Below are 19,080 nucleotides of genomic sequence, written 5' to 3'. Positions count from 1 at the left end.
ATGGGCGCCGCGGCGGAACCCTCCTGCCAGACCGGGACGGTGACCTCCCACGACGGCACCGTCATCGGCTATCGCCGATTCGGGACGGGGCCCGGGGTCGTGCTGATGCACGGGTCGATGATGTCCTCCCACAACTTCATGCGGCTGGGCGCGGCGCTCAGCGGCGATTTCACCGTCTATCTGCCTGACCGCCGGGGCCGGGGAATGAGCGGCCCGTACGGACCGGACTTCACGCTGCGGCATGCCGCCGAGGACGTGCGGGCCCTGATGGAGCAGACCGGGGCGCGCAACGTCTTCGGCCTCAGCGCCGGCGCGATCCCGATCCTGCGGTGGGCGCTGACCTGCCCCGAAGAACACAGAATCGCCCTCTACGAGCCGCCACTGCCGGTCGGCGACCACTCTCCGGTGGCGTGGCTCGCCCGCTACGAGCGGGAGATGGCCCAAGGGCGGCCGGGGGCCGCGCTGGTGACCGTCGCCAAGGGCACCAACGACGACGCGTGGATGATCCGGATGCTGCCCCGGGCCGTCCTGGTACCGCTCATGAGCCTGGGAATGCGCGCTCAAGCCCGGCGACCCGACGGCGAGGTGCCCCTTATCGACCTCATCCCCACCATGCGTCAGGAAGCCCGTCTCGTTCTCGACGCCACCGACCTGATCTCCGCGGCCACCACCGTACGGGCCGAGGTCCTTCTGCTCGGCGGTGGCAGGAGCGCGCGGCCCTTCAAGGACGCGCTGGGCGCCCTGCACGCCGCCATCCCGTCCGCCCAGCGGGTGGAACTGCCCCGCCTGGGCCACCTGGCCGCCGACAATGGCGGCCGGCCGGAGCTCGTCGCGCAACGGTTGCGGTGCTTCTTCCATGGCTGAGGCCGGACCGGGCCGAACGGCCGAACCGGTACGGCCCCGCCGTGGTTTCCCGGAGGGCTACCTCTGGGGTGCCGGGACGTCGGCGCTGCAACACGAAGGCTCCCCCCTCGCGGACGGGGCGGGGCAGTCGATCATGTACCGCTGGGCGCACACCCCGGGGCGGGTGCCCGCCGGCCAGGACTTCGACGTCTCGGCCGACTTCTACCGCCGCTTCCGCGACGACGTCCGGCTCATGCGCCAGATCGGGCTGCGCGCCTACAACTTCTCGACGGCCTGGTCACGAATAGTCCCTGACGGCAGGGGGCGGATCAACCCGCGCGGACTCGACTTCTATGACGCGCTGGTCGACACGCTGCTGGAAGCCGAAATCGCGCCCTTGTGCAACCTGTACGTCTTCGATCATCCGGCCGAGCTGGAGGATCGGGGCGGTTGGCTCAATCGGGACATGGCCCGATGGTTCAGCGACTACGCCTCCGTCGTCTACGAGCGGCTGGGCGATCGGGTCCAGTACTGGACGACCATGTGCGAGCCGCGTTTTCTCAGCCATGTCGGCCATGTCGTCGGCTCGCACCCGCCGGAGAAGACCGATATCACCGGTGGTCTGCGCGTCCTGCACCATCTCCTGCTCGGTCAGGGCCACGCGGTCCAGGCGTTTCGGGCCGGCGGGGCCAAGGGCCGGATCGGCGGCCAGCATCTCCTCATCCCGGTCGCCGCCGCCTCGGACGACGAGCGTGACATCGCCGCGGCCGAGCGGGTCGACGCCTATCTCAACCTCAGCGCGCTCGATCCGCAATGGCGGGGCGCCTATCCTCAGGTGCTCATCGATTGGTATGGCGCCGCCTGGCCGGCTGACGGGGTAGGCGATCACGACCTGGAGACCATCGCCGCGCCAGTGGACTTCCTGGGCGTGGACTATTACCTGAGCCTGACCGTCCGACACTCCGTGTCCGATCCGACGGGGCTCTTCAACGCCGGCCTCCAGATGGCCCCGGTCGCCGGCCGAACCGACGCGGACGGGTTGCGCACCGCTCTCAACTGGGCCCGCGATCACTACCGCAATCCCCCCATCCTGCTCTTGGAGGTCGGCCAAGCAGGCCACGACACCGTGAACGGCGACGAGGTCGATGACGTCGCCCGACAGCTTCACCTTCACGACATGCTGGCCGGAACCCACCAGGCGATACAGGACGGCGTCGATGTCCGCGGAAGCTTCGTCTGGTCCCTGCTCGACGGATGGGAGTTCGGCAAGGGGCTGTCAGAGCGGTACGGACTCGTCCACGTCGACTACCGAACCCAGCGCCGGACCGTGAAGAGATCCGGGCGCTGGTATCGCCGAACGATCGCCCGCAACGGATGGGGATGACCCCGCCGCCCCTCACCCTCCCGGTCCGGCGGGGCCACGGGGCCGCCAGCGTCCGAACCCGCCCTCGCTGTCGATGACCTGGCCGGTGATCCAGCCCGCCTCGTCGGTGACCAGCCAGGCGATGAGCCGCGCCGCGTCGTCCGGCCGCCCGTAGCGTCCGAACGGGAACATCGGCGCGACCAGCTCCCACATCTCCTCCGTGAGGTAGCCGGTGTCGACCGGTCCGGGATTGACCGTGTTGAGGCGGATCCCCTGATCGGCGAGCTGGTCGGCGAGGGTGACCGTGACACCGGCGAGGGCGGCCTTGGCCGCCGCGTAGGCCACCTCGCCGGGCAGCGGTCCCAGGTGCTGACCAGAGGTCATGAAGACGATCGCGCCTCCGGGACGGCCGTCGTGCCGGGAGGCGAACGCCTGTGCCAGCAGGATGCACGAGCGGGCGTCCACGGCCCAGTGCCGGTCCAGCACGGCCGCGTCCAGGCCCCCCAACGCGGCGTCGTCGCCGCTGAGCGCGTGGTTGCAGACGAGGACGTCCAGCCGGCCGAACTCCGCCACCGCCATGTCGACGATCCGCTGCGGCGCGTCCGGATCGCTCAGGTCGGCGTGGGCGTCGGCCACGCCGGCCCCATTCGCGTCCGCGTGCGCCCGCACGCCCGCTACCACCGCGTCGAGGTCGTCGGCGCCCCATTCCTGGTCCAGGTCGTGGGGCCGGTAGTGGTGGAGGAGCACGTTCGCCCCGTAGGCCGCCAGGCGGCAGGCGATGGCGTAGCCGATGCCGGCCCGCCTGCTCACACCGGTGACCAGCGCGGTCCTGCCACGCAGCGGGTGGGGTTCGCGCCCCTTCGGAGTGCGTGGTCGTTCGCTCATCCGGCCACCCTCACAGGGGCGCCCGCCACTGGGCAACACCTTATTCTCCCTGACCGTCCCTCCCTCTCCGGGGCACCACCGCTCCGTCCCCGCGCCCCGCCGGACACCGGCCCCATGACGGCCCCGGCGCGGCCAGGAGCGCCCGGGCTATGGCGGTCCGTCCCGTGGCCGATACCGTGGCCGCGCCGGGCGTCCTCCTCAGGGACGTTCGGGGGGAACCAGACCGGTGTGGGCGGCGCAGAAGGCGAGCACGTCCTCCTGCAGGCCGAGCCAGCGGTCCAGCGAACGCGCCCCGTGACCGACATCGGGCTCGCAGCGCAGGAGCACGGGCCGCCCGGAGCCGGTGGCGTGCTGAAGGGCGGCGGTCATCTTGCGGGTGTGCAGGGAGTCCACCCGAGGGTCGTGCCGGGGGCAGGTGAGCAGTACCGCCGGATAGGGCGTCCCGGGGCGGACCCGGTGGTAGGGCGAATAGGACAGCAGGGCGGCGCACTGCTCGGGATCCTCGACGGTGCCGAACTCGGCCGTCCACAGGTGACCGAGCCCGAAGTGCTGGTAGCGGGCCATGTCGGTGACCGCGTCGGAGCACACCGCAGCCGCGAACAGGTCGGGGGCCTGGGTGATGGCCGCGGCGACCATGAACCCGCTGTGGGAGGCGCCCCTGATCGCGAGACGCCCGGGGGTGGTCCGACCGTGGTCGATCAGCCAGCGCGCGGCGGAGAGGAAGTCGGCGATGGCGTTGGGCTTGTTGACGCCGCTGCCCGCGGCGTGCCAGTCGGTTCCCTCCTCACCGCCGCCCCGCACGGCCGCGGTCGCATACGCCCCGCCGGCCCTCACCCAGGCGGTGACGGCGGGGGAGTAGGCGGGAGGGGTGGAGGCGCCGAATCCGCCGTAGGCGGTGAGCAGGGTCGGCCGCGGTCCACCCCCTCCTGGGGGACGGAGCAGGTGCATGCGGACCGGGGTCCCGTCGTGGGAGGCGTAGACGATCTGCTCGACCACGGGCCGGTGGCCGGCCGCGCCCCGGCGGACCGTTGCCGTGTCCCCGGCCACGTCGGGGGAGGCGGGGAAGCCCTCCGGGGGTTCGGGGACGCAGCGTCGCTCGGGCAGGTCGAAACGGTGGACGGCGGGCGGGGTGGTGAAGTCGGTGTAGCTGAACCAGGCGCTGGCGCCCCCTTCGGGCGGCGCGGTCAACCGGGAGACGTGCCCCGCCCCGGGCGGGGCGATGTCGGCGAGGAGGGTTCCCTCGGCCGTGTACAGCCGGAGTTCGCTCAAGCCGTGACGGTGGTGGGAGACGAGGAGGCGCGTCTGGGCCGTCGCGGGGTCGGTGAGCGTCACGCAGGCCGCCAGGACGCTGCCCGCCCTCTCCTCGACAACGGTCCGCCACGCCCGGTGGTGGGGGTCCGTGGCGGCGACGGCGCACATCCGCCCGAAAGGCGCCTCGGCGTCGGTGATGGCGTACATCCCGCCGTCGGGGGCGAACTTCAGCGCCGCGCGAGTGCCCTCGGACATGCCGTCGAAGACCGGGACCGGTTCCAACCCCTCTTCGGGGTGGTCGGGCAGGCGGACCAGCCACAGGAGGTTTCCCGAGGTGGCGCCCGGGGCTGCCGACAGCATCAGGTGACGTCCGTCGGGGCTGGTGGTGACGGAGAACTGGGGGAGGTCGGTGGCGAACAGGATCGGATCGTGGCGGGGGTCGGCGCCGATGCGGTGCAGGCGCAACCGCCGCCCGGCCCCGTCCTCGGGGGTCGACACGTAGAAGAAGCCGGTGCCGTCCGCCAGCCAGGCCACGGGGGTCGAGCGCCCCGGGGACAGGGAGGCGCCCACGGGTGTTCCCGTGGCGACGTCGAGCACCCGCAGACGTGGCCGTTCGTCGCCTTTGCGGGTCGTCTGGTAGGCCAGCAGGTCGCCCCCCGGGGAGGGGCGCCAGGCGTCAAGGGTCGTCGTTCCGTCGGCGTCGAAGTCGAGGGGGTCCAGCAGGACCCGGGACGGCCGGCCGGGATCGGCGACCATCAGGGCGGGCAGCCGGCGCCCCGGCTCGTGCCTGAGGAGGAAGCGGCGCCCGCGGCGCCACAGGGGCGGCGAGCTCACCGGCGAGAGGCTGCTCCCCACCCCCGCCGCGTCGCGAAGGAGCCTTCGCCAGGCCGCGCGATGCGGCCACGTGGGAGCGGCCTCGGCGAACAGCCGCTCCTGGTTCTCCAGCCAGGCCGCGCACTCGGGGCTGTGACCGTCCTCCAGCCATCGGTAGGGGTCGGCCACGGTGTGGCCGTGCAGGAGCTCGGTGACGGTGTCGCGGCGTGCGACGGCGGACGGCCGCGATGGGGCGTGGGTCATGGGGGGAGCTCCCTGTCGTGGAGGAGGGCTCCCGAAGGGTCCGGAAGCCCTCCCGCTCGTGCCGCGGGGTCAGTCCTGGTCGCCTTCGGACAGCTCCAGGCGCCAGGCCTCCAGCTCGATGACCTCGTCGGAGAGAAGGCCCGCGATAAGACCGGGAAGTTCGCTCATGACAAACTCCATTCATTGGGACGGAAAATTCCGGAGCTGCAAGTATGCAGAACTCAAGGAGGTCGGAGCAAGCCCGTCTGACATATTCGGCCCCTTTGAATAGGGCATACATCCCACCTCCCGAAAAGCTTCGCCAAATGCAGTGTGCGACACAAGTAGTTGCGTCATCGACATTCCGTCGCGACGAACGCCGGGAAACCGCAGAGCAATTCGTGAATTATGACAGACATCGACACCGCGAGTCCTTCTTGCCCCCTTCACCAGGGGCACGTCGAGGTCGCCCCTCACTTCCACCCACGGGCGCCCGCGCTTCTCGGCCCGCACGGCCGAAAAGGGGTCCAGAAGACGGCCCTTTTCCCGTTGACTCCCGTTCCCCGCCTCTCGGCCGACAGGGCACGCGAGAAGACCGCCGGCGCGGCCTCCGACGCGGAAACAGCATGGAACTCCGAGAAAGCGCCCGACCCGGTCGCGATTCCCTTCAAAGGGATAACCTTCCCTTTTCCCTGTCGACGACCCCGGAAGCATCGAAACGGTTCAGGACGGCGTCTTCTCGCATCACCGCGACGGCGGTGATGTGGGGCCGCGGTGTCGGCGTCGACGGGGTGGCGGCCCTGGGGAACCCTGTCCCGGCCGGCCGCCCCGCTCATCGGCGTGTGACCGGATCCGGCAGAGACCACGGGGAGGCTCCTACCTCTTTCCCGGTCCCGGCAGGCGGCACGTCCACCGCGGGGAGACCGTCTCCCGACAACGGACTTCCCCATGGCCGTCGTGTCGTCCCCTCCTTATCCCGTGGACCACGGCGCCCGTGTTCTGGGAACCTTGGGCCGGCCACGGACGAGAATCGAGGAAGCACGTGATGCCTGGAGCGTTGATGACCGCCTCGCTACTGATCGCCACACTGACCACGGGCCTCTTGGCGGGTCTGTTCCAATCCTTCGTGATGTCGGTGATGCCGGGGCTCGCCCGTTCCTCGGACCGGACCTTCGTCGAGGCGATGCGCCGGATCAACGAGGCGATCATCAACCCCTGGCTCTTCCTCGTCCTGTTCGGCTCGCCGGTGTCGTCGCTGGTCGCCGCCGTCCTGCTGTTCCGGGACGGTTCGCCGGCGGCGGTGTGGACGCTGGCCGCCCTCCTCCTGTCCGTCGCGACGTTCCTGATCACCGCAGCCGCCAACGTTCCCCTCAACAACGCGCTCGCCGCGTCGGAGTCGATGGGCGGGGACGACGCCCCGGCGCGGGCCCGCAGGTCCTTCGAGAGGGCGTGGGTGCGGTGGAATGTCGCCCGTACGATGACCTCGGTCGCCGCGTTCGCCTGCCTGGCCTGGGCGTTGATCCTCCATGGGGCGGCGTCCACGGGCGCGTGACGGGGTCTGCCGCTCCAGCGCGCCATCGTGGGGCGACGCGGGTCGCCGGGGTCCGCGGCCGGTCGTCGCGGTAGACCGTTCCCACGTGTCGCGCTCACGGGGAGCGGCGCGCACCACCGTGGACGCCCGTCCTCTCCCGCGATGGCGCGTGGCTGCGCGCGGGCCTACGGTGGGGGCATGTCGAGCAGTCCCCTCCCGGCCCGGCCCACGCGTGGCCACCTCACCCTCCCCGACGGCCGGCGCCTCTCCCATCTCGACTTCGGACCGCACGGGGGCCGCCCCCTGCTCGCGCTCCACGGTCACCTCGGCGAAGGCGCCGATTTCGCGGAGCTGGCCGCGGCCCTGGGGGCCGACGGGTGGCGGGTGATCGCACCCGATCAGCGGGGACACGGCGACTCCGACCGGGCGGAGCGCTACGACCGGGACGGGTATCTCGACGACCTCCGTGTCCTGCTCGCCCACCTGGGCCTCGACGATCGCCCTCTGCCCGTCCTGGGACACTCCCTCGGCGCGGTCAACGGCTATCACCTGGCCGCGGACCGGCCCGACATCGTGAGCGCCCTGATCAATATCGACGGGCCCGCGTATCTGCCCGTGGTGGACCCCGCTCCACTGTCCTTCCTGCTCGGTCTGCCCTACACCGCCCGCACACGCGGGGATCTCCTCGCCGCCTGCGGCCCCCTGGCCCCCCCTGCTGGAGGGGGGACTGCGGCCGCATCGCGACGGTTGGCGGCTCGGCTGCCACCCCGAGGACATGGTCGACTCGGACACCCGCCTGCTCGGCGACCACTGGCACCGATGGCTGGCCTCCGACTGCCCTGCGCTGCTCCTGCACGGCACCGCGAGCACCGTCCTGCCCACCGCCCAGGCACGCGAGATGGCCGCCCGACGCCGCGGCACCGTCCTGGTCGAACTGGAGGCCGATCACTGGGTCCACCTGCGGAGGCCGAAGGAGTCGGCGGAGGCGATCCGTCGGTTCCTGCGCGAGGGCGGGGTGGTCCGGTGAGCCGGCCCGCGCGCCGTCCGGGGGAGCGCCGGTGGCGGTTGGACGAGTAGCGGTGTCCGACGGCTTCGGAATCGTGTCGGGGGCGGGCGCGTGCCGTGTTCCTCCGCTCCCGCCCGGATGACGGGCTGGGGCGCGGCCCCGGATCCATCGGCGCGGGCCGTTTCATGCGCTTTTGCCGGGCGCATACACCGGGCCCGTCCATCCCGGCAGAGATGGACGGGCCCGGCCGTTTCCGTTGGTGTGGAAGTTCGTGTCAGCGGTCTGTCTACCAGTACCAGCCGCCCCAGCCCCAAGTGGAGGAGTACACACTGCTGTATCCGGCTCCGTAGGGACCGGCGTAGGACCAGGAGGACCCGTAGAAGGTGTCCGCCATTGCCACGGCGGGAGCGCCGAGCGCCAGCGTAGGGGCGACGACACCGGCAAACAGGATCCTGCTCAGGGTCTTCTTCATAAGCAACCGCTTCCTCTCAGCTATCCGGGCCGGCTGTGGGCCGGACCGGGCTCCAACGGATCCGGAGCTACCCCCCATGTTTCTCGCGGGGCACCCCAATACCCAACAGGGGAAAGGTGAGCGCTACACAAAAACACGCGGGAAGAAGGAGGTTGACATCCAGAAGCGCCTGGAGTACGAAAGTCCGCCGGTGGGAACGTCCTCACCAGGCCGAACGCGGCCACGACGGCCTACGGTCGCCGTCCCCTCGAGGACAGCGATCCCTCCCCAGGGCCGAGCATGTTCGGTGGCCATGAAAGCGAGAGGCTTTCACATCGCCGCAGCTGGCGCGATATAGCACAATATGGCCGGTTTTCGGCAATATTTACCTTGGTAGTTCCGTGGCCCATGGCCGAGGCCCCCACGGATCGATCCGCAACGCCGTTCACCATGAGGGCTCTTCACGGCCGGCTCGCAGTCGGGCTCCGCGGTACGGCGAGAGCGCGGATGACCTGACGTCCGCCCGGGACCGTGGCGGCCGGAATCACACGGGGCGGACCCCGGCCGTTCTCGACACGGGACACCGGCCGGGCGGCGGGTCGGGCGCAGCCGGGTCGCGCCGGAACGCAGGTCACCCCGGCCGTCTTCGCCTCGGGACCCGGGCGTTCACGGACGCGCTCGCGGTCGCCGACGCTCTCGCCGCGTCCGCGAGAGCGAGGACCGGGACTTCACGCGGGCCGCCGCGGCTCGCCATTTCCCCGAGGGGGGCGGCGGCTCACCGCATCCGCACATCCGCGACCCCCGCTTGCGCGGCAAGTATTCAGTGTTACTATGTACCAGTAGTCAGCGTCACCAAGTAGCTGAGGAGGTGTTCCGTGGGCAAGCAGATGACGGAGATGCTCAAGGGCACGCTGGAGGGCATCGTCCTCGCGATCCTGTCCGGCCGGTCCGCGTACGGCTACGAGATCACGGCGTGGCTACGCGATCAGGGCTTCTCCGACATCGCCGAGGGCACCGTCTACGCGTTGCTGGTCAGGATCGAAAAGCGCGGCCTCGTCGACGTGGAGAAGGTCCCGTCCGAGAAGGGGCCGCCGCGCAAGGTGTACTCCCTCAACGCTCAGGGACGGGAGTACCTCGAAGAGTTCTGGAGGACCTGGAGCTTCCTCGCGGAACGGATCGAACAGCTCCGCACAGGAGGCAGGTGACCATGTCCGACGTCGAAAAGAGCGGCTTCCTCTCCAAGGTGATCGGCCCCAAGCGGCGATGGCGGGAGTACAAGGCGCGCGTGAGGCGGCTTCCGTCGAACTACCGCACGGCGGTCGACGCGATCGAGCGGTACCTGATGCATTTCGTGCCGACCGACGGCGACAGCAGCGCCTCGATGTTCGAGGACCTCGCCGGCCTGTTCGAACAGGCCGTGGCGGACGGGACCCCGATCCGCAAGATCGTCGGGGAGGACCCGGTGGAGTTCGCCGAGGCGTTCGTCCAGAACTACTCGGAGGGCGGCTACGCCCCCGCCCGCGAACGCAAGCGGCTGACCGACGCCATCGCGCGCGCCGAGGAGGAACGTCCCCACTGATCGCGCGCACCCGCTCGCCACGTATCCCACGGACCTGACCCCGACACGCGGGTCCGCCGCCGAACTCGTCGGCTTCACCCCACCGGCCCGCCCCGGCCGAGGCCGACGACTTCGGCGGTCGTCATCGTCGCCGTCGAAGTGCCCCCTTCCCGCCGGCACGCGCCCGACCCTCTGACGGCACGAGATCACCGCCGCCCCGACGCCGCCTGCCGGCCCCGGTTCGCGCGGCCACCGCCGGGGCCAAGGCCGGCCGGACCAGCCTCCCCTCCTGCCCCCCTACGGCACTCGCCAAGCCACGCGTGCCACGCCGGGTCAGGGCCACAGACCGAACATCCACGCAAGGAGATCCATGATGGGCCACAACACCGGCGGTTTCTCCAGAAAAGGGCTTCGCGGACTGCGCGACGTGCTGGAACGGCACGTGGAGTCCGGGAAGATCCCCGGACTCGTCGCCCTGGTCAGCCGGGATGGTGAGACGCACGTCGAAGCGGTCGGGACGATGCGCCACGACGGTGGCGCGCCGATGCGTCGCGACACCATCTTCCGGATGGCCTCGACGTCCAAGCCGCTCGCGGTCGCGGCGACGATGATCCTGCTCGACGAGTGCAGATTGCGGCTGGACGAGCCGGTCGACGAGTGGCTGCCCGAACTCGCCGACCGGCAGGTGCTCACGCGGGCCGACGGCCCGCTGGACGACACCGTGCCGGCGCGGCGGCCGATCACCGTGCGCGACCTGCTGACCTCCACGTTCGGGCTCGGACTGGATACCACGTCGATGGGCTCCCCGATCCAGGCCGCGCTCTTCGAACGGGGGATCTACGGCCAGGAATGGCTGTTGCCCGCGGTGGAGCCGGATGAGTGGATGCGCCGCCTGGGAACGCTCCCGTTGAGCTACCAGCCCGGGGAACGGTGGCAGTACAACGTCGCCGACGACGTGCTCGGCGTGCTGGTCGCCAGGGTCACCGGCCAGTCGTTCGAGTCGTTCCTACGCGAGCGCGTCCTCGACCCGCTGGGCATGAGGGACACCGGTTTCCACGTGCCCGCCGCCAAGATCGACCGATTGCCGCCCCTCTACGCCCCCGATCCGCGGACCGGGGAGTTCATCGTGGCGGACGAGGCCACGGGGGGACACCACAGCAGACCTCCGGCGTTCCAGTCGGGCGGCGGCGGACTGGACTCGACCGTCGACGACTACCACGCCTACTTCCGGATGCTGCTGAACCGCGGGATGCACGGGACCCAGCGGATCCTGTCCCGGCCCGCCGTCGAGCTGATGACCACCAACCGCCTCACGCGCGAGCAGCTGGCCGCCCGGGACGTCTGGGCCCGCGCCGTCGTCCATCTGGCGCACGGGCAGGGTCAGCACGGCGGCTGGGGTTTCGGGATGGCGGTGCGCACCTACCGTGGCGACTTCGCGCCCATCGGCCAGTTCGGCTGGGACGGTGGAGCCGGCACCTCCACCTACGCCGATCCGGAGAACCGGCTCGTCGGGATCCTGCTCACCCAGGTCGGGATGTCCACCCCGGATTCGATGCGGGCCATCCACGACTTCTGGACCACCCTCTACCAGGCGATCGACGACTGACGACGAACCGCACCGTCTCGGTCCTGTTCACCCGGGCGACCGGGATCCCTGGCCCCGGGCATCGACGGGACCGCACCTCACCATCGTGTCGGCACCAGACCTCGGGACAGGTTCGATCGGGCAGCCGACCGGGCGGCGGCCCGGGGCTCAGGAGGTGAGTCCGGCGAAGGGGGCCGTGCGGATGCGCCACTGGCCGTCGTCCATCAGCCACAGGAGCAGGTCCTCGGCCAGCTCTTCCTCGGTCCTTCGGGGTAGGCGAGGTTGACGGTGGCGATCGGGGTCTCGCCGCTGGTGTCGGTGCCCATCTCGACCGACTCGATCTCCGCGACGTCGGCGCCGGTGAAGCCCTCGGCGTAGGTGGGGAACGCCGGCACGCACTCGGTCTCCGAGGGTTCCCGAGGACATGGTGGTGGGCGTGACCGAGGCGTGCGCCGCCTCCTCGATGATCGCGCAGCCGACCTCGCCGTCACCGTCGCGTGCCGCGGCGAGGAAGTCCTCCGCCACGGCACGCGCCTCCGCCGAGCCCTCCCCCTCGGCGGCCGTCAGGGGCGAGGAGGGCGCGGCCTCCTCGGGCGCGGGCTCGGAGGGCTCCTCCCCTGCGGTCGTGCCGTCACCGCACACGGAGAGCATCACGACGATGGGAGGCGCGCAGAGCAGGGTTCTCTTCCTCTGGGGGCCTTCATTCCGGGGGAGGGGACGTGCCGCCACCACATCTGCACCCTGCCGGCGACACCGCGCGGCGCGGCCTTCCCCGGTCCGCGCCCAGAACTCCTGGGGGTCGGGGGAAGCGGGGCCACCCCTTCCAGACGACGTGTGCCGCGGTGTGCCCGTCAACCCCGTCGAGGGGTTCCCCGGCGGCCACGCCGGACGATCCCGGTGGCACCTCGCCCACGAACACCACGAAACTCGGCGATGACACTCTGTTGACATGCCTGTTACATTCCCGTACTTTTTGAAGTCCGGAAAGCGCTTCCCGAGTTCGTGGGGCATGGCGCCGCCCTGCGGACGCCCTGGCGGGGACACCCGTGTCCCGCCCCTGTTTCCCGCCCGCACACAGCCGGGCACTCCCTTCCCTCCAAGGAGATCCCACCATGCGGGAGAACCGGAAGACGCACAGCTCACCCCATCGGTTCCGCACCGCCGCCGGTGCAGGAGCGGCCGCCGTCCTGAGCGGCGTCGCCCTCATCGCAGCCCTCCCCGGCACGGCCGGAGCCGCGCCCACCGCCCTCGCCGACACCCCCACCGGCTGGGCGAGCCAGAACGGTGGTACCACCGGCGGTGCCGGTGGTACCACCGTCCGGGTGTCCGACGCCGACGAGCTCACGGAGGCCATGTCCAGTGACGGCCCCCTGGTCATCGAGGTGGAAGGCACCATCGACCTGTCCGGGATGAACGACGTCACCTCGGACAAGACGATCATCGGAGTCGGTTCCAACGCCACCATCACCGGCGGCGGACTCGACGTCGACTCCGCGCACAACGTCATCATCCGCAACCTGCACTTCGAGGACTGGGACGACGACGCGATCAACGTCCAGGACGGCTCCACCAACGTGTGGATCGATCACAACAGCTTCACCGGCGGCGACGACGGAGCGACCGACGTCAAGCGCGAGTCGGACTACGTGACCATCTCCTGGAACCACTACTACGACCACAGCAAGACGGCCCTTCTCGGCCACTCCGACGGTCACACCGAGGACATCGGCCACCTGCGGGTGACCTACCACCACAACTACTTCGACGGCACCGACTCCCGGCACCCCCGGGTGCGCTTCGGCGACCAGGTGCACGTCTACAACAACTACTTCCGTGACAACTCCGAGTACGGCGTCGCATCGACGATGGACGCCGGGGTGATCGTCGAGGCCAACTACTTCGAGAACGTGGACAACCCGACCCACGTGGGCTACGCCGACTCCGACCCCGGACGTCTGGTCGAGCGGAACAACATCTACGACAACTCCGGTGCGCCCGAGGCCGCAGGCAGTGTGAGCCCGGTCCCCTACGGCTACACGGCCGACCCGGCCCAGAACATCCCGTCCCTGGTCAGCCAGGGCGCCGGTCCCGGCAACATCTGATGAGCGGCCCGTGGGGCGTGGTCCATCACGCCCCACGGGTAAGCGCTTACCTTCTGTCGCCCTCCCCGCCGGCCGCCCGATGGGCCCGAGCGGGGAGGGTCGCGTGCGGACCGACCAGACGGGCGCCTCCTCGGACAGTCCCCTGCCACGGACCAGAAGCGGCGGCGAGAACCGGGAAGCCGCCGGGGAGAGGGGCGAGGAGCATCGGAGTGAAACCCTGCTCATAGCCGTCTGGAGGCATGCCGGTTGAGTTCCTCACCGATGAGCAGGCGACCCACTACGGCTGCTATGCCGAGCCGCCCTCGCACGCTCGGCCGCGGCGCGGTCCCGCTAAGGATCCACCTCGGAAATATCGATCGCGGCCCGTGGCCATGGCCGGGCTGCGGCACCGGGTAGGCATCCGGTGAGAGCAGAACAAGATTGTGCTCTTCACAGCCAGACCATCTGAGCATCGTCGTAGGAGCCGATCTTGTACGGCGCGGCGCCTTCTAGCGGTCGCTCGACCGCCTCGCCAGCCGATGCTTGTTCGGGCCCCTCGCCATCCCGCCGCGTATCATCCTGTGCGAACGCTTCCCTCGGGGCTTGCTTGGTGGCCGTCGACTCTTTTCGGTCTTTCTCCCTTCAAGAACAGACAGCCGAGCTGTTTTCGCGTCCCACGCAGTGTTCTGGGCGGTCCGGTGGGCCTTCTTGGTCACCTCCTTGATCTTGGCGTGCCCAGGCGGCTCCTCACCGACCAGCCGCAGATCGGTCGCGGCGGACCGGCCGTCCCGCAGCATGTTGCCGGAGCGCTCCTCATTCCTCGGCCTTCGACCAGCGCCAGTTCAGCCCCCTGTCGGATGGGGATAGGTTGACTGTCGCCAGGCCGCCAGCCAACGCAAAAGGAGCCGCCCATGGCGACGTCGAGCAGCGCACGCATCACCCTCCTGGTCATCTACAGCGACCGCGTGGAGGAGTGCCGCACCTTCTACACCGCCTTGGGGCTGCACTTCGAGCGTGAACAGCATGGCCGGGGACCGCAGCACTACGCCGCTGTACTCGACGATGGTTCCGTGTTCGAGATCTATCCGGCCGCCGACCGGCGCACCGGTGCGGTCCGGCTCGGCTTGAGTATTGACGGAACTCTGGCTCACCCGCCCTTGGGAGCGGGACGCCACGTGCTCACAGACCCTGATGGCCGCAAGGTCGACGTCCAAGTGGCCTAAGCTACCCGTCCTGTCCCACCGCACTGGAGGACCTTATGACTACACCAGCACCCCAGGACATCAACCTCTCCATCAACACTGCCTTCGGTTCGGCCGCCGAACGGGAAGTGCACACCTTCAGCTCCGGGGCTGTGTCCATCTCCATACGCACTCATGGCCATGCCGTCATTATCGACGGCACCTCCGATGGCCAATGGGGCGTGTCCATCGATCCTGATGATGCCGCCGCCATGGCTGGACACGACACGGTCACCGACTCCTTCTCCAAGGCACTCGACATCGCCCGCAGCGCACTGCCCGCCTCTTGAGTAACCCTGAATCGACGACTGGAGAGGTCCCCGTGCCCGAGCAGGGAACCCCTGGCCCCCTCAAGCTCAGTGAACGCCTCACACTCGTCTACGAGCGCCTAGATCAGATGCCACCGCCCACCTCGGCACAAGAGTCGTTTGACCGCCTCAACGCTGTTCTGGACCAGGTTGAGGACGAACACAGTGGGGTCCCAAAGAACCCCAATCCTGGGCTGAAGTTCGACGGCCGCATGTACCCACCAAGGGAGGACTTCACCGAGCGCACCGCCGACGGTCGCATTCTGGCCGTAACAAAGGGCAACACCATCGAGGCCCATCCCGATGGGACATTGACCGTCAGCAGTCGTAAGACCGGAAAGCCGGTCTACCATCGCCAGGGCGCAGGACAGCCTCTCACCCGCGGTAGTGGACCTGAACTCAAAGTGGAGAACCCGGCGATCGCTGAGGCGTTCGAAGCTGTGCGCCGCGCCCAACAAGGGATGGTCCCGCCCGGCAAACGCCCCCGCAACCAAAGCGAAGCTCGAACGCAACGCCGTGATACACCGCAGCGCGGCAATGACCGCGGACCTGAACGCTGAACCCAGCTCACCGTTCCAGTGATGCCTCACCCTTCTGGTCAATGGCAGACCGGGAGGGTCCCGCTCATTGGGCTCCAGATGCCGACCCCCTATCCTCGCCGGAGGCGCACATCGCCTGCCGCCCTCCCGGGTCCTGTGCCCACCCGAGAGGGAGTTCGGCGTCCTCTCGCGAGATCCCCAACTTGGCCGCGGTCCACGGCCCGCCGTCCCGGCTCACCCCGGTCCGCGAGACGAACGTGACCGGGAGGTTCACCACGTCAGTGGTGTCGGGTTCGCCGTCGTAGACGTGGGCCGGTCGTTCACGCTGTCCGGCCGCGATGTCGCCATGGGCTCGTTCTCGGTGGCCTGTTCTTCTCCTCGCTTGTCGTGGACGAGGTGTTCGCCGTCGCGGAGGTGACGGTGGGCTCGGAGGCCGGGGTGCCCGTGCTGGCGCATCCGCTGAGCGTGTGGGCCGCCAGCGGCGGCACCGCCTCAGCCCACACCACTCTTACGTGCTTCGGCCGGCGCCGGCCATGCACGGTCTCTTGACCGGTGGTGTCCTTACTTGAAGACCAAAGCGGGGCGCGGCCTTGGGGTTCGTCGTGGGCCGGGCGGGAGCCGAGGTGGACCGCCTTTCCCCATGGCGGACGGCTCGGCAGCGCGGAGCGGCTTTCTGTCAGCCGGGACGGATAGAAACAGACGACCTGCCCGCCCCCCGCTGCGAGGTCCCCTCATGCGTCCCGCCCTGCCCCTGCCCCCGGTCGATGAGGGCACCCGAGTGCCCGGCATGTTACTGATCCGCACCGACCACGACGATGACGCTTGGCGCGACGTGCTCCACCGCATGGGCGAGCTGCCCGGCCTGGTCACCCCGCGCCCGGGCGACGACGCCCACGCTCCCGCCCAGGAGGAGGGAGGCATCCCCCGGCGGCTGGTGGTGGTGGACGATCCGGCCTGGCGGGGCGCCACCCCCGAGGAGGTGAACGAGGCCCTGGGCAGGGACGGAACGTGGGTCCCCGACCTGGTCCTGATGGCCACCGAGCGAACCGCGGCCACCCCGCACCTGCGCCCGTTGCGGGCGTTCCGGAGTGACGGAGACGTCTACCTGTTCCGGATCACGCCCCGGCAGGCCGCCCTGGCCTACCTGGTAATGCACCACAACCTGGACACCACCTTCGAATACTTCGAGGAGTGGTCGCCCCTCCCACCCGAATGGGAGCCCGAGGAGGGCGAGGACCTCGACGAATGGGAGGCCGGCCTGCCCGACCCCGTGGGCGCCTACCTGGAGAGGCTGGACCCCCTCCCTCGTTACACGCCGTCGACCCCGGCGCTGCCCCTGCTCACCCAGGATGATCACACCGACCTGATCGTTCGCACCGACTTCAGCGACGACGCCGCCTGGCACACACTCCTCGACACGGTGTACCGGCCAGGAGACCGCGGCCCCATCCACGATTTCGGGGACTACATCGACGTCGTGGACGACCCGGTGTTCGATGGCGCTACCCCGGAGCAGGTGATGGCGGTGCTGCGCGAATGGGGGGAGGCCGTGGTGATCGCGGACGGGGCTGCCATGCGCGACTCCGGGCATCACGTCCTGGTCGTCCCCTGGAGGCCCGCATCGGGTGCGCCTTCCGGCTGGCCCCCGACCTGGTCGGGACCATGCTGGTCAACCTGTCGATCGGCAACCAGGATGTCGAGGACTACATGGACGGCGCGACCCAGAGAGCCATCGATCCGAAGCGGACGTGGTGATCGGTCAGCCCCTGAAGGCCACCACCCCGCAGGCGAACCCGCCCTCTGGGGACGGCACTGTGCCGCCGGTGAAGTGGGCGTCGGACAGGTCGCCTCCCTCGAAGACGTCTCCGGTGAAGCCGAAATCCCCGTCACCGGGGAAGCGGCCGTAGCGGGCGCTCTCCTCGCCGGAGAGGTACTCGTGCGGCATGGTCCCGAACCGGTTGGTCAAATCCTGTCGCGGTTCTCCCCGCCCCCGCTGCCGACTGTACGGGCTCGGCACGCCGACAGTCGGAGGCGGCTGGCAGTATCGCCGCCATGAACGCCACCCGTACCACTCCACCGCGGCGGCTCGACGTGGCCGCGGTCCTCCCACAACTGGGTCCGTTGGCACGCCCGGCGATCCGGTTGCATCCCCGCCCCGGTTCTCCGTCGCCGTACGAGAGTTCGGTCGGCGGGCCCCTGCTGTGGCCCGCCGACCAGCCCTGGCCATACTGCGACAAGTGGCATGAGGGGCCGGCCGCCCCCTTGCTGCCCGTGGCCCAGTTGTACGCGCGCGACGTTGCCCTGCTGCGGTCGCTCGGCCGGGCCGACCTGCTCCAGGTGCTGTGGTGCCCCTTCGAACACCCGCCGGAGTACAAGCCTGCGACGGCGCTGTTCTGGCGAAACGCCGCCGACGTCACCGACGTTCTCGTCGCGCCGCCCGAGCCGACCGAGGTGGAGTACGACGGGTACGTGCCGAAGCCGTGTGTGCTCGCGCCGGAGCACATCACCGAGTACCCCCACTTTCTCGAGTTGGGTGAGGAGCTGCAACAGCGGTTGGCGGACTGGGGCACGTGGCAGGCGGCCGACGTCGTGGTGGACGACTCCTATGAGATCGCCCCGCAGGAGTTCTACAAGGACGAGCTGTCCGTGGCCCCCGGTTGGAAGGTCGGCGGCTGGCCCCGTGGGGCCGCACCGATCCCATCGCCCGGTTCTGCATCGCCTGCGGCGCCGCGACGAGCCCGCTGCTGACCATCGCTTCGGACGAGTGGAACGCCGGCAACAAGAGTTGGGTCCCCTACGAGGATCGCGCCGCCGCGCTCGACAGCAGCGGCGAATCGAACCCGCCCGGGGTCCAGGTCTCCAGGGGCGACCGCCTACAGCTCTACGTCTGCCCGAATTTCCCGGGCGCGGACCATCCTTTCCCTGGCGAGGGGCATCCGCACACCGACCTGATCCAGTGAGCCGTTGTCGAGTGGTCCCCGAACCCCGGGTGGGCCATGGCCCGGGTCTACCGCGCGCCGTGGTGGCCGGGTTCCATGGCGCGACCACCGTCTGATGGTTCGACGCGGCCTCCGGTAGGCACGGCCACGTGTCCGCACTGGTGGTCGTAGAGGGTCGGTACGGCCCTGGCCGCCGCGTTCCAGGTCGCCGGGCCCGGCTCGACCGGGTTCGACGAGCACCGCGATCTCCACACCCGCGCCGACCGGCCCCTCTTGAGAAGTCCGGGCATCGTCACCTTGGCGAGGGAGGGACGGCGTGGCCCGGACAGTTCGGGGACGCGCTCGTCCAGGGGGAGCGGTTCACGCCGAGCGGGTGGGCGAGGAAGGCGCGGGCGTGGCGGATCCGCTCAGGTGTCGGGGCCGGGGAGCGGCCCCGACGCGCG

General features: G+C 70.1%; 17 protein-coding genes and 1 pseudogene. 14 read left to right on the top strand and 4 right to left on the bottom strand.

The genetic code is table 11. From position 1 onward, the window contains the following. Together ACYVHU_RS11650 and ACYVHU_RS11645 are read left to right on the top strand one after the other, a co-directional pair. The gene (locus ACYVHU_RS11650) at positions 1 to 864 is read left to right on the top strand and encodes an alpha/beta fold hydrolase (protein WP_498948353.1); all 864 of its coding nucleotides are present in this window, start codon (positions 1 to 3) and stop codon (positions 862 to 864) included. After that, positions 857 to 2,227: a glycoside hydrolase family 1 protein gene (locus ACYVHU_RS11645; RefSeq protein ID WP_159457243.1), complete on the top strand. Its 1,371-nt coding sequence runs from the start codon at positions 857 to 859 to the stop codon at positions 2,225 to 2,227. The genes ACYVHU_RS11650 and ACYVHU_RS11645 overlap by 8 nt, the downstream gene beginning before the upstream one ends. A gap of 12 nt (positions 2,228 to 2,239) precedes the next feature. On the opposite strand, the gene ACYVHU_RS11640 is transcribed toward ACYVHU_RS11645, so the two are convergent. Together ACYVHU_RS11640 and ACYVHU_RS11635 are read right to left on the bottom strand one after the other, a co-directional pair. Further along, positions 2,240 to 3,091, bottom strand: a complete 852-nt coding sequence (locus ACYVHU_RS11640; RefSeq protein ID WP_498948351.1) for an SDR family oxidoreductase — start codon at positions 3,089 to 3,091, stop codon at positions 2,240 to 2,242. A 198-nt stretch (positions 3,092 to 3,289) separates the two neighbouring features. Continuing rightward, the gene (locus ACYVHU_RS11635; protein ID WP_498948350.1) at positions 3,290 to 5,419 is read right to left on the bottom strand and encodes a prolyl oligopeptidase family protein; all 2,130 of its coding nucleotides are present in this window, start codon (positions 5,417 to 5,419) and stop codon (positions 3,290 to 3,292) included. Positions 5,420 to 6,443: 1,024 nt separating this feature from the next. Between ACYVHU_RS11635 and ACYVHU_RS11630 the strand changes: the two genes are divergently transcribed. From ACYVHU_RS11630 to ACYVHU_RS11620, 3 genes and pseudogenes are all read left to right on the top strand, one after another. Continuing rightward, on the top strand, positions 6,444 to 6,950 hold the full coding sequence (locus ACYVHU_RS11630; protein ID WP_200813582.1) for an anthrone oxygenase family protein: 507 nt from the start codon (positions 6,444 to 6,446) through the stop codon (positions 6,948 to 6,950). A gap of 141 nt (positions 6,951 to 7,091) precedes the next feature. Further along, a pseudogene (locus tag ACYVHU_RS11625) lies at positions 7,092 to 7,694 on the top strand (alpha/beta fold hydrolase); the annotation flags it as partial. Between the two features lie 10 nt (positions 7,695 to 7,704). Continuing rightward, the gene (locus ACYVHU_RS11620) at positions 7,705 to 7,956 is read left to right on the top strand and encodes an alpha/beta fold hydrolase (protein ID WP_498948590.1); all 252 of its coding nucleotides are present in this window, start codon (positions 7,705 to 7,707) and stop codon (positions 7,954 to 7,956) included. A 265-nt stretch (positions 7,957 to 8,221) separates the two neighbouring features. Here ACYVHU_RS11620 and ACYVHU_RS11615 read toward each other — a convergent pair whose 3' ends face one another. After that, positions 8,222 to 8,407, bottom strand: a complete 186-nt coding sequence (locus tag ACYVHU_RS11615; protein ID WP_078761215.1) for a hypothetical protein — start codon at positions 8,405 to 8,407, stop codon at positions 8,222 to 8,224. Between the two features lie 854 nt (positions 8,408 to 9,261). Here ACYVHU_RS11615 and ACYVHU_RS11610 point away from each other — a divergent pair. The 3 genes from ACYVHU_RS11610 (at position 9,262) to ACYVHU_RS11600 (ending at position 11,550) form a co-directional block, all read left to right on the top strand. Then, complete coding sequence (locus tag ACYVHU_RS11610; RefSeq protein ID WP_078761216.1) at positions 9,262 to 9,591, top strand: PadR family transcriptional regulator; 330 nt, start codon at positions 9,262 to 9,264, stop codon at positions 9,589 to 9,591. A 2-nt stretch (positions 9,592 to 9,593) separates the two neighbouring features. Beyond that, a complete protein-coding gene (locus ACYVHU_RS11605) occupies positions 9,594 to 9,965 on the top strand; it encodes a DUF1048 domain-containing protein (RefSeq protein ID WP_078761217.1) in 372 nt (123 codons plus the stop codon). A 349-nt stretch (positions 9,966 to 10,314) separates the two neighbouring features. Then, on the top strand, positions 10,315 to 11,550 hold the full coding sequence (locus tag ACYVHU_RS11600; RefSeq protein ID WP_078761218.1) for a serine hydrolase domain-containing protein: 1,236 nt from the start codon (positions 10,315 to 10,317) through the stop codon (positions 11,548 to 11,550). Positions 11,551 to 11,753: 203 nt separating this feature from the next. Here the strand turns inward: ACYVHU_RS11600 and ACYVHU_RS11595 are convergent, their stop codons facing one another. Then, positions 11,754 to 11,924, bottom strand: coding sequence for a hypothetical protein (locus ACYVHU_RS11595; protein WP_235000878.1), 171 nt, complete (start codon positions 11,922 to 11,924; stop codon positions 11,754 to 11,756). A gap of 717 nt (positions 11,925 to 12,641) precedes the next feature. Here ACYVHU_RS11595 and ACYVHU_RS11590 point away from each other — a divergent pair. The 6 genes from ACYVHU_RS11590 to ACYVHU_RS11565 all read left to right on the top strand — a co-directional run bounded on the left by ACYVHU_RS11590 (position 12,642) and on the right by ACYVHU_RS11565 (position 18,446). Further along, entirely contained in the window at positions 12,642 to 13,631 is a 990-nt protein-coding gene (locus tag ACYVHU_RS11590) for a pectate lyase family protein (protein WP_078761219.1), read from the top strand. Positions 13,632 to 14,521: 890 nt separating this feature from the next. Further along, the gene (locus tag ACYVHU_RS11585) at positions 14,522 to 14,833 is read left to right on the top strand and encodes a VOC family protein (RefSeq protein WP_078761220.1); all 312 of its coding nucleotides are present in this window, start codon (positions 14,522 to 14,524) and stop codon (positions 14,831 to 14,833) included. Positions 14,834 to 14,868: 35 nt separating this feature from the next. Beyond that, positions 14,869 to 15,141, top strand: a complete 273-nt coding sequence (locus tag ACYVHU_RS11580; protein ID WP_078761221.1) for a hypothetical protein — start codon at positions 14,869 to 14,871, stop codon at positions 15,139 to 15,141. A 32-nt stretch (positions 15,142 to 15,173) separates the two neighbouring features. Beyond that, on the top strand, positions 15,174 to 15,719 hold the full coding sequence (locus ACYVHU_RS11575; protein WP_078761222.1) for a hypothetical protein: 546 nt from the start codon (positions 15,174 to 15,176) through the stop codon (positions 15,717 to 15,719). A 712-nt stretch (positions 15,720 to 16,431) separates the two neighbouring features. Beyond that, positions 16,432 to 17,754, top strand: a complete 1,323-nt coding sequence (locus ACYVHU_RS11570) for a DUF6924 domain-containing protein (RefSeq protein ID WP_498948346.1) — start codon at positions 16,432 to 16,434, stop codon at positions 17,752 to 17,754. Then, positions 17,751 to 18,446 carry a YwqG family protein gene (locus ACYVHU_RS11565; RefSeq protein WP_235000880.1) on the top strand — a complete coding sequence of 232 codons (696 nt, stop codon included), beginning with the start codon at positions 17,751 to 17,753 and terminating at the stop codon, positions 18,444 to 18,446. The genes ACYVHU_RS11570 and ACYVHU_RS11565 overlap by 4 nt, the downstream gene beginning before the upstream one ends. The last annotated feature ends 634 nt before the right edge of the window (positions 18,447 to 19,080 follow it).

Source organism: Marinactinospora endophytica (assembly GCF_054780875.1).
The sequence above is the reverse complement of the archived record's forward strand: the minus strand, read 5'-3'. Positions and strand labels throughout refer to the sequence as shown.

Excerpts from the sequence above, each read along its gene's own strand:
- ACYVHU_RS11650 (WP_498948353.1), top strand. The coding sequence starts at position 1 with ATGGGCGCCGCGGCGGAACCCTCCTGCCAGACCGGGACGGTGACCTCC.
- ACYVHU_RS11645 (WP_159457243.1), top strand. The coding sequence starts at position 857 with ATGGCTGAGGCCGGACCGGGCCGAACGGCCGAACCGGTACGGCCCCGC.
- ACYVHU_RS11640 (WP_498948351.1), bottom strand. The coding sequence starts at position 3,091 with ATGAGCGAACGACCACGCACTCCGAAGGGGCGCGAACCCCACCCGCTG.
- ACYVHU_RS11635 (WP_498948350.1), bottom strand. The coding sequence starts at position 5,419 with ATGACCCACGCCCCATCGCGGCCGTCCGCCGTCGCACGCCGCGACACC.
- ACYVHU_RS11630 (WP_200813582.1), top strand. The coding sequence starts at position 6,444 with ATGCCTGGAGCGTTGATGACCGCCTCGCTACTGATCGCCACACTGACC.
- ACYVHU_RS11620 (WP_498948590.1), top strand. The coding sequence starts at position 7,705 with ATGGTCGACTCGGACACCCGCCTGCTCGGCGACCACTGGCACCGATGG.
- ACYVHU_RS11615 (WP_078761215.1), bottom strand. The coding sequence starts at position 8,407 with ATGAAGAAGACCCTGAGCAGGATCCTGTTTGCCGGTGTCGTCGCCCCT.
- ACYVHU_RS11605 (WP_078761217.1), top strand. The coding sequence starts at position 9,594 with ATGTCCGACGTCGAAAAGAGCGGCTTCCTCTCCAAGGTGATCGGCCCC.
- ACYVHU_RS11600 (WP_078761218.1), top strand. The coding sequence starts at position 10,315 with ATGATGGGCCACAACACCGGCGGTTTCTCCAGAAAAGGGCTTCGCGGA.
- ACYVHU_RS11590 (WP_078761219.1), top strand. The coding sequence starts at position 12,642 with ATGCGGGAGAACCGGAAGACGCACAGCTCACCCCATCGGTTCCGCACC.
- ACYVHU_RS11585 (WP_078761220.1), top strand. The coding sequence starts at position 14,522 with ATGGCGACGTCGAGCAGCGCACGCATCACCCTCCTGGTCATCTACAGC.
- ACYVHU_RS11580 (WP_078761221.1), top strand. The coding sequence starts at position 14,869 with ATGACTACACCAGCACCCCAGGACATCAACCTCTCCATCAACACTGCC.
- ACYVHU_RS11570 (WP_498948346.1), top strand. The coding sequence starts at position 16,432 with ATGCGTCCCGCCCTGCCCCTGCCCCCGGTCGATGAGGGCACCCGAGTG.
- ACYVHU_RS11565 (WP_235000880.1), top strand. The coding sequence starts at position 17,751 with ATGAACGCCACCCGTACCACTCCACCGCGGCGGCTCGACGTGGCCGCG.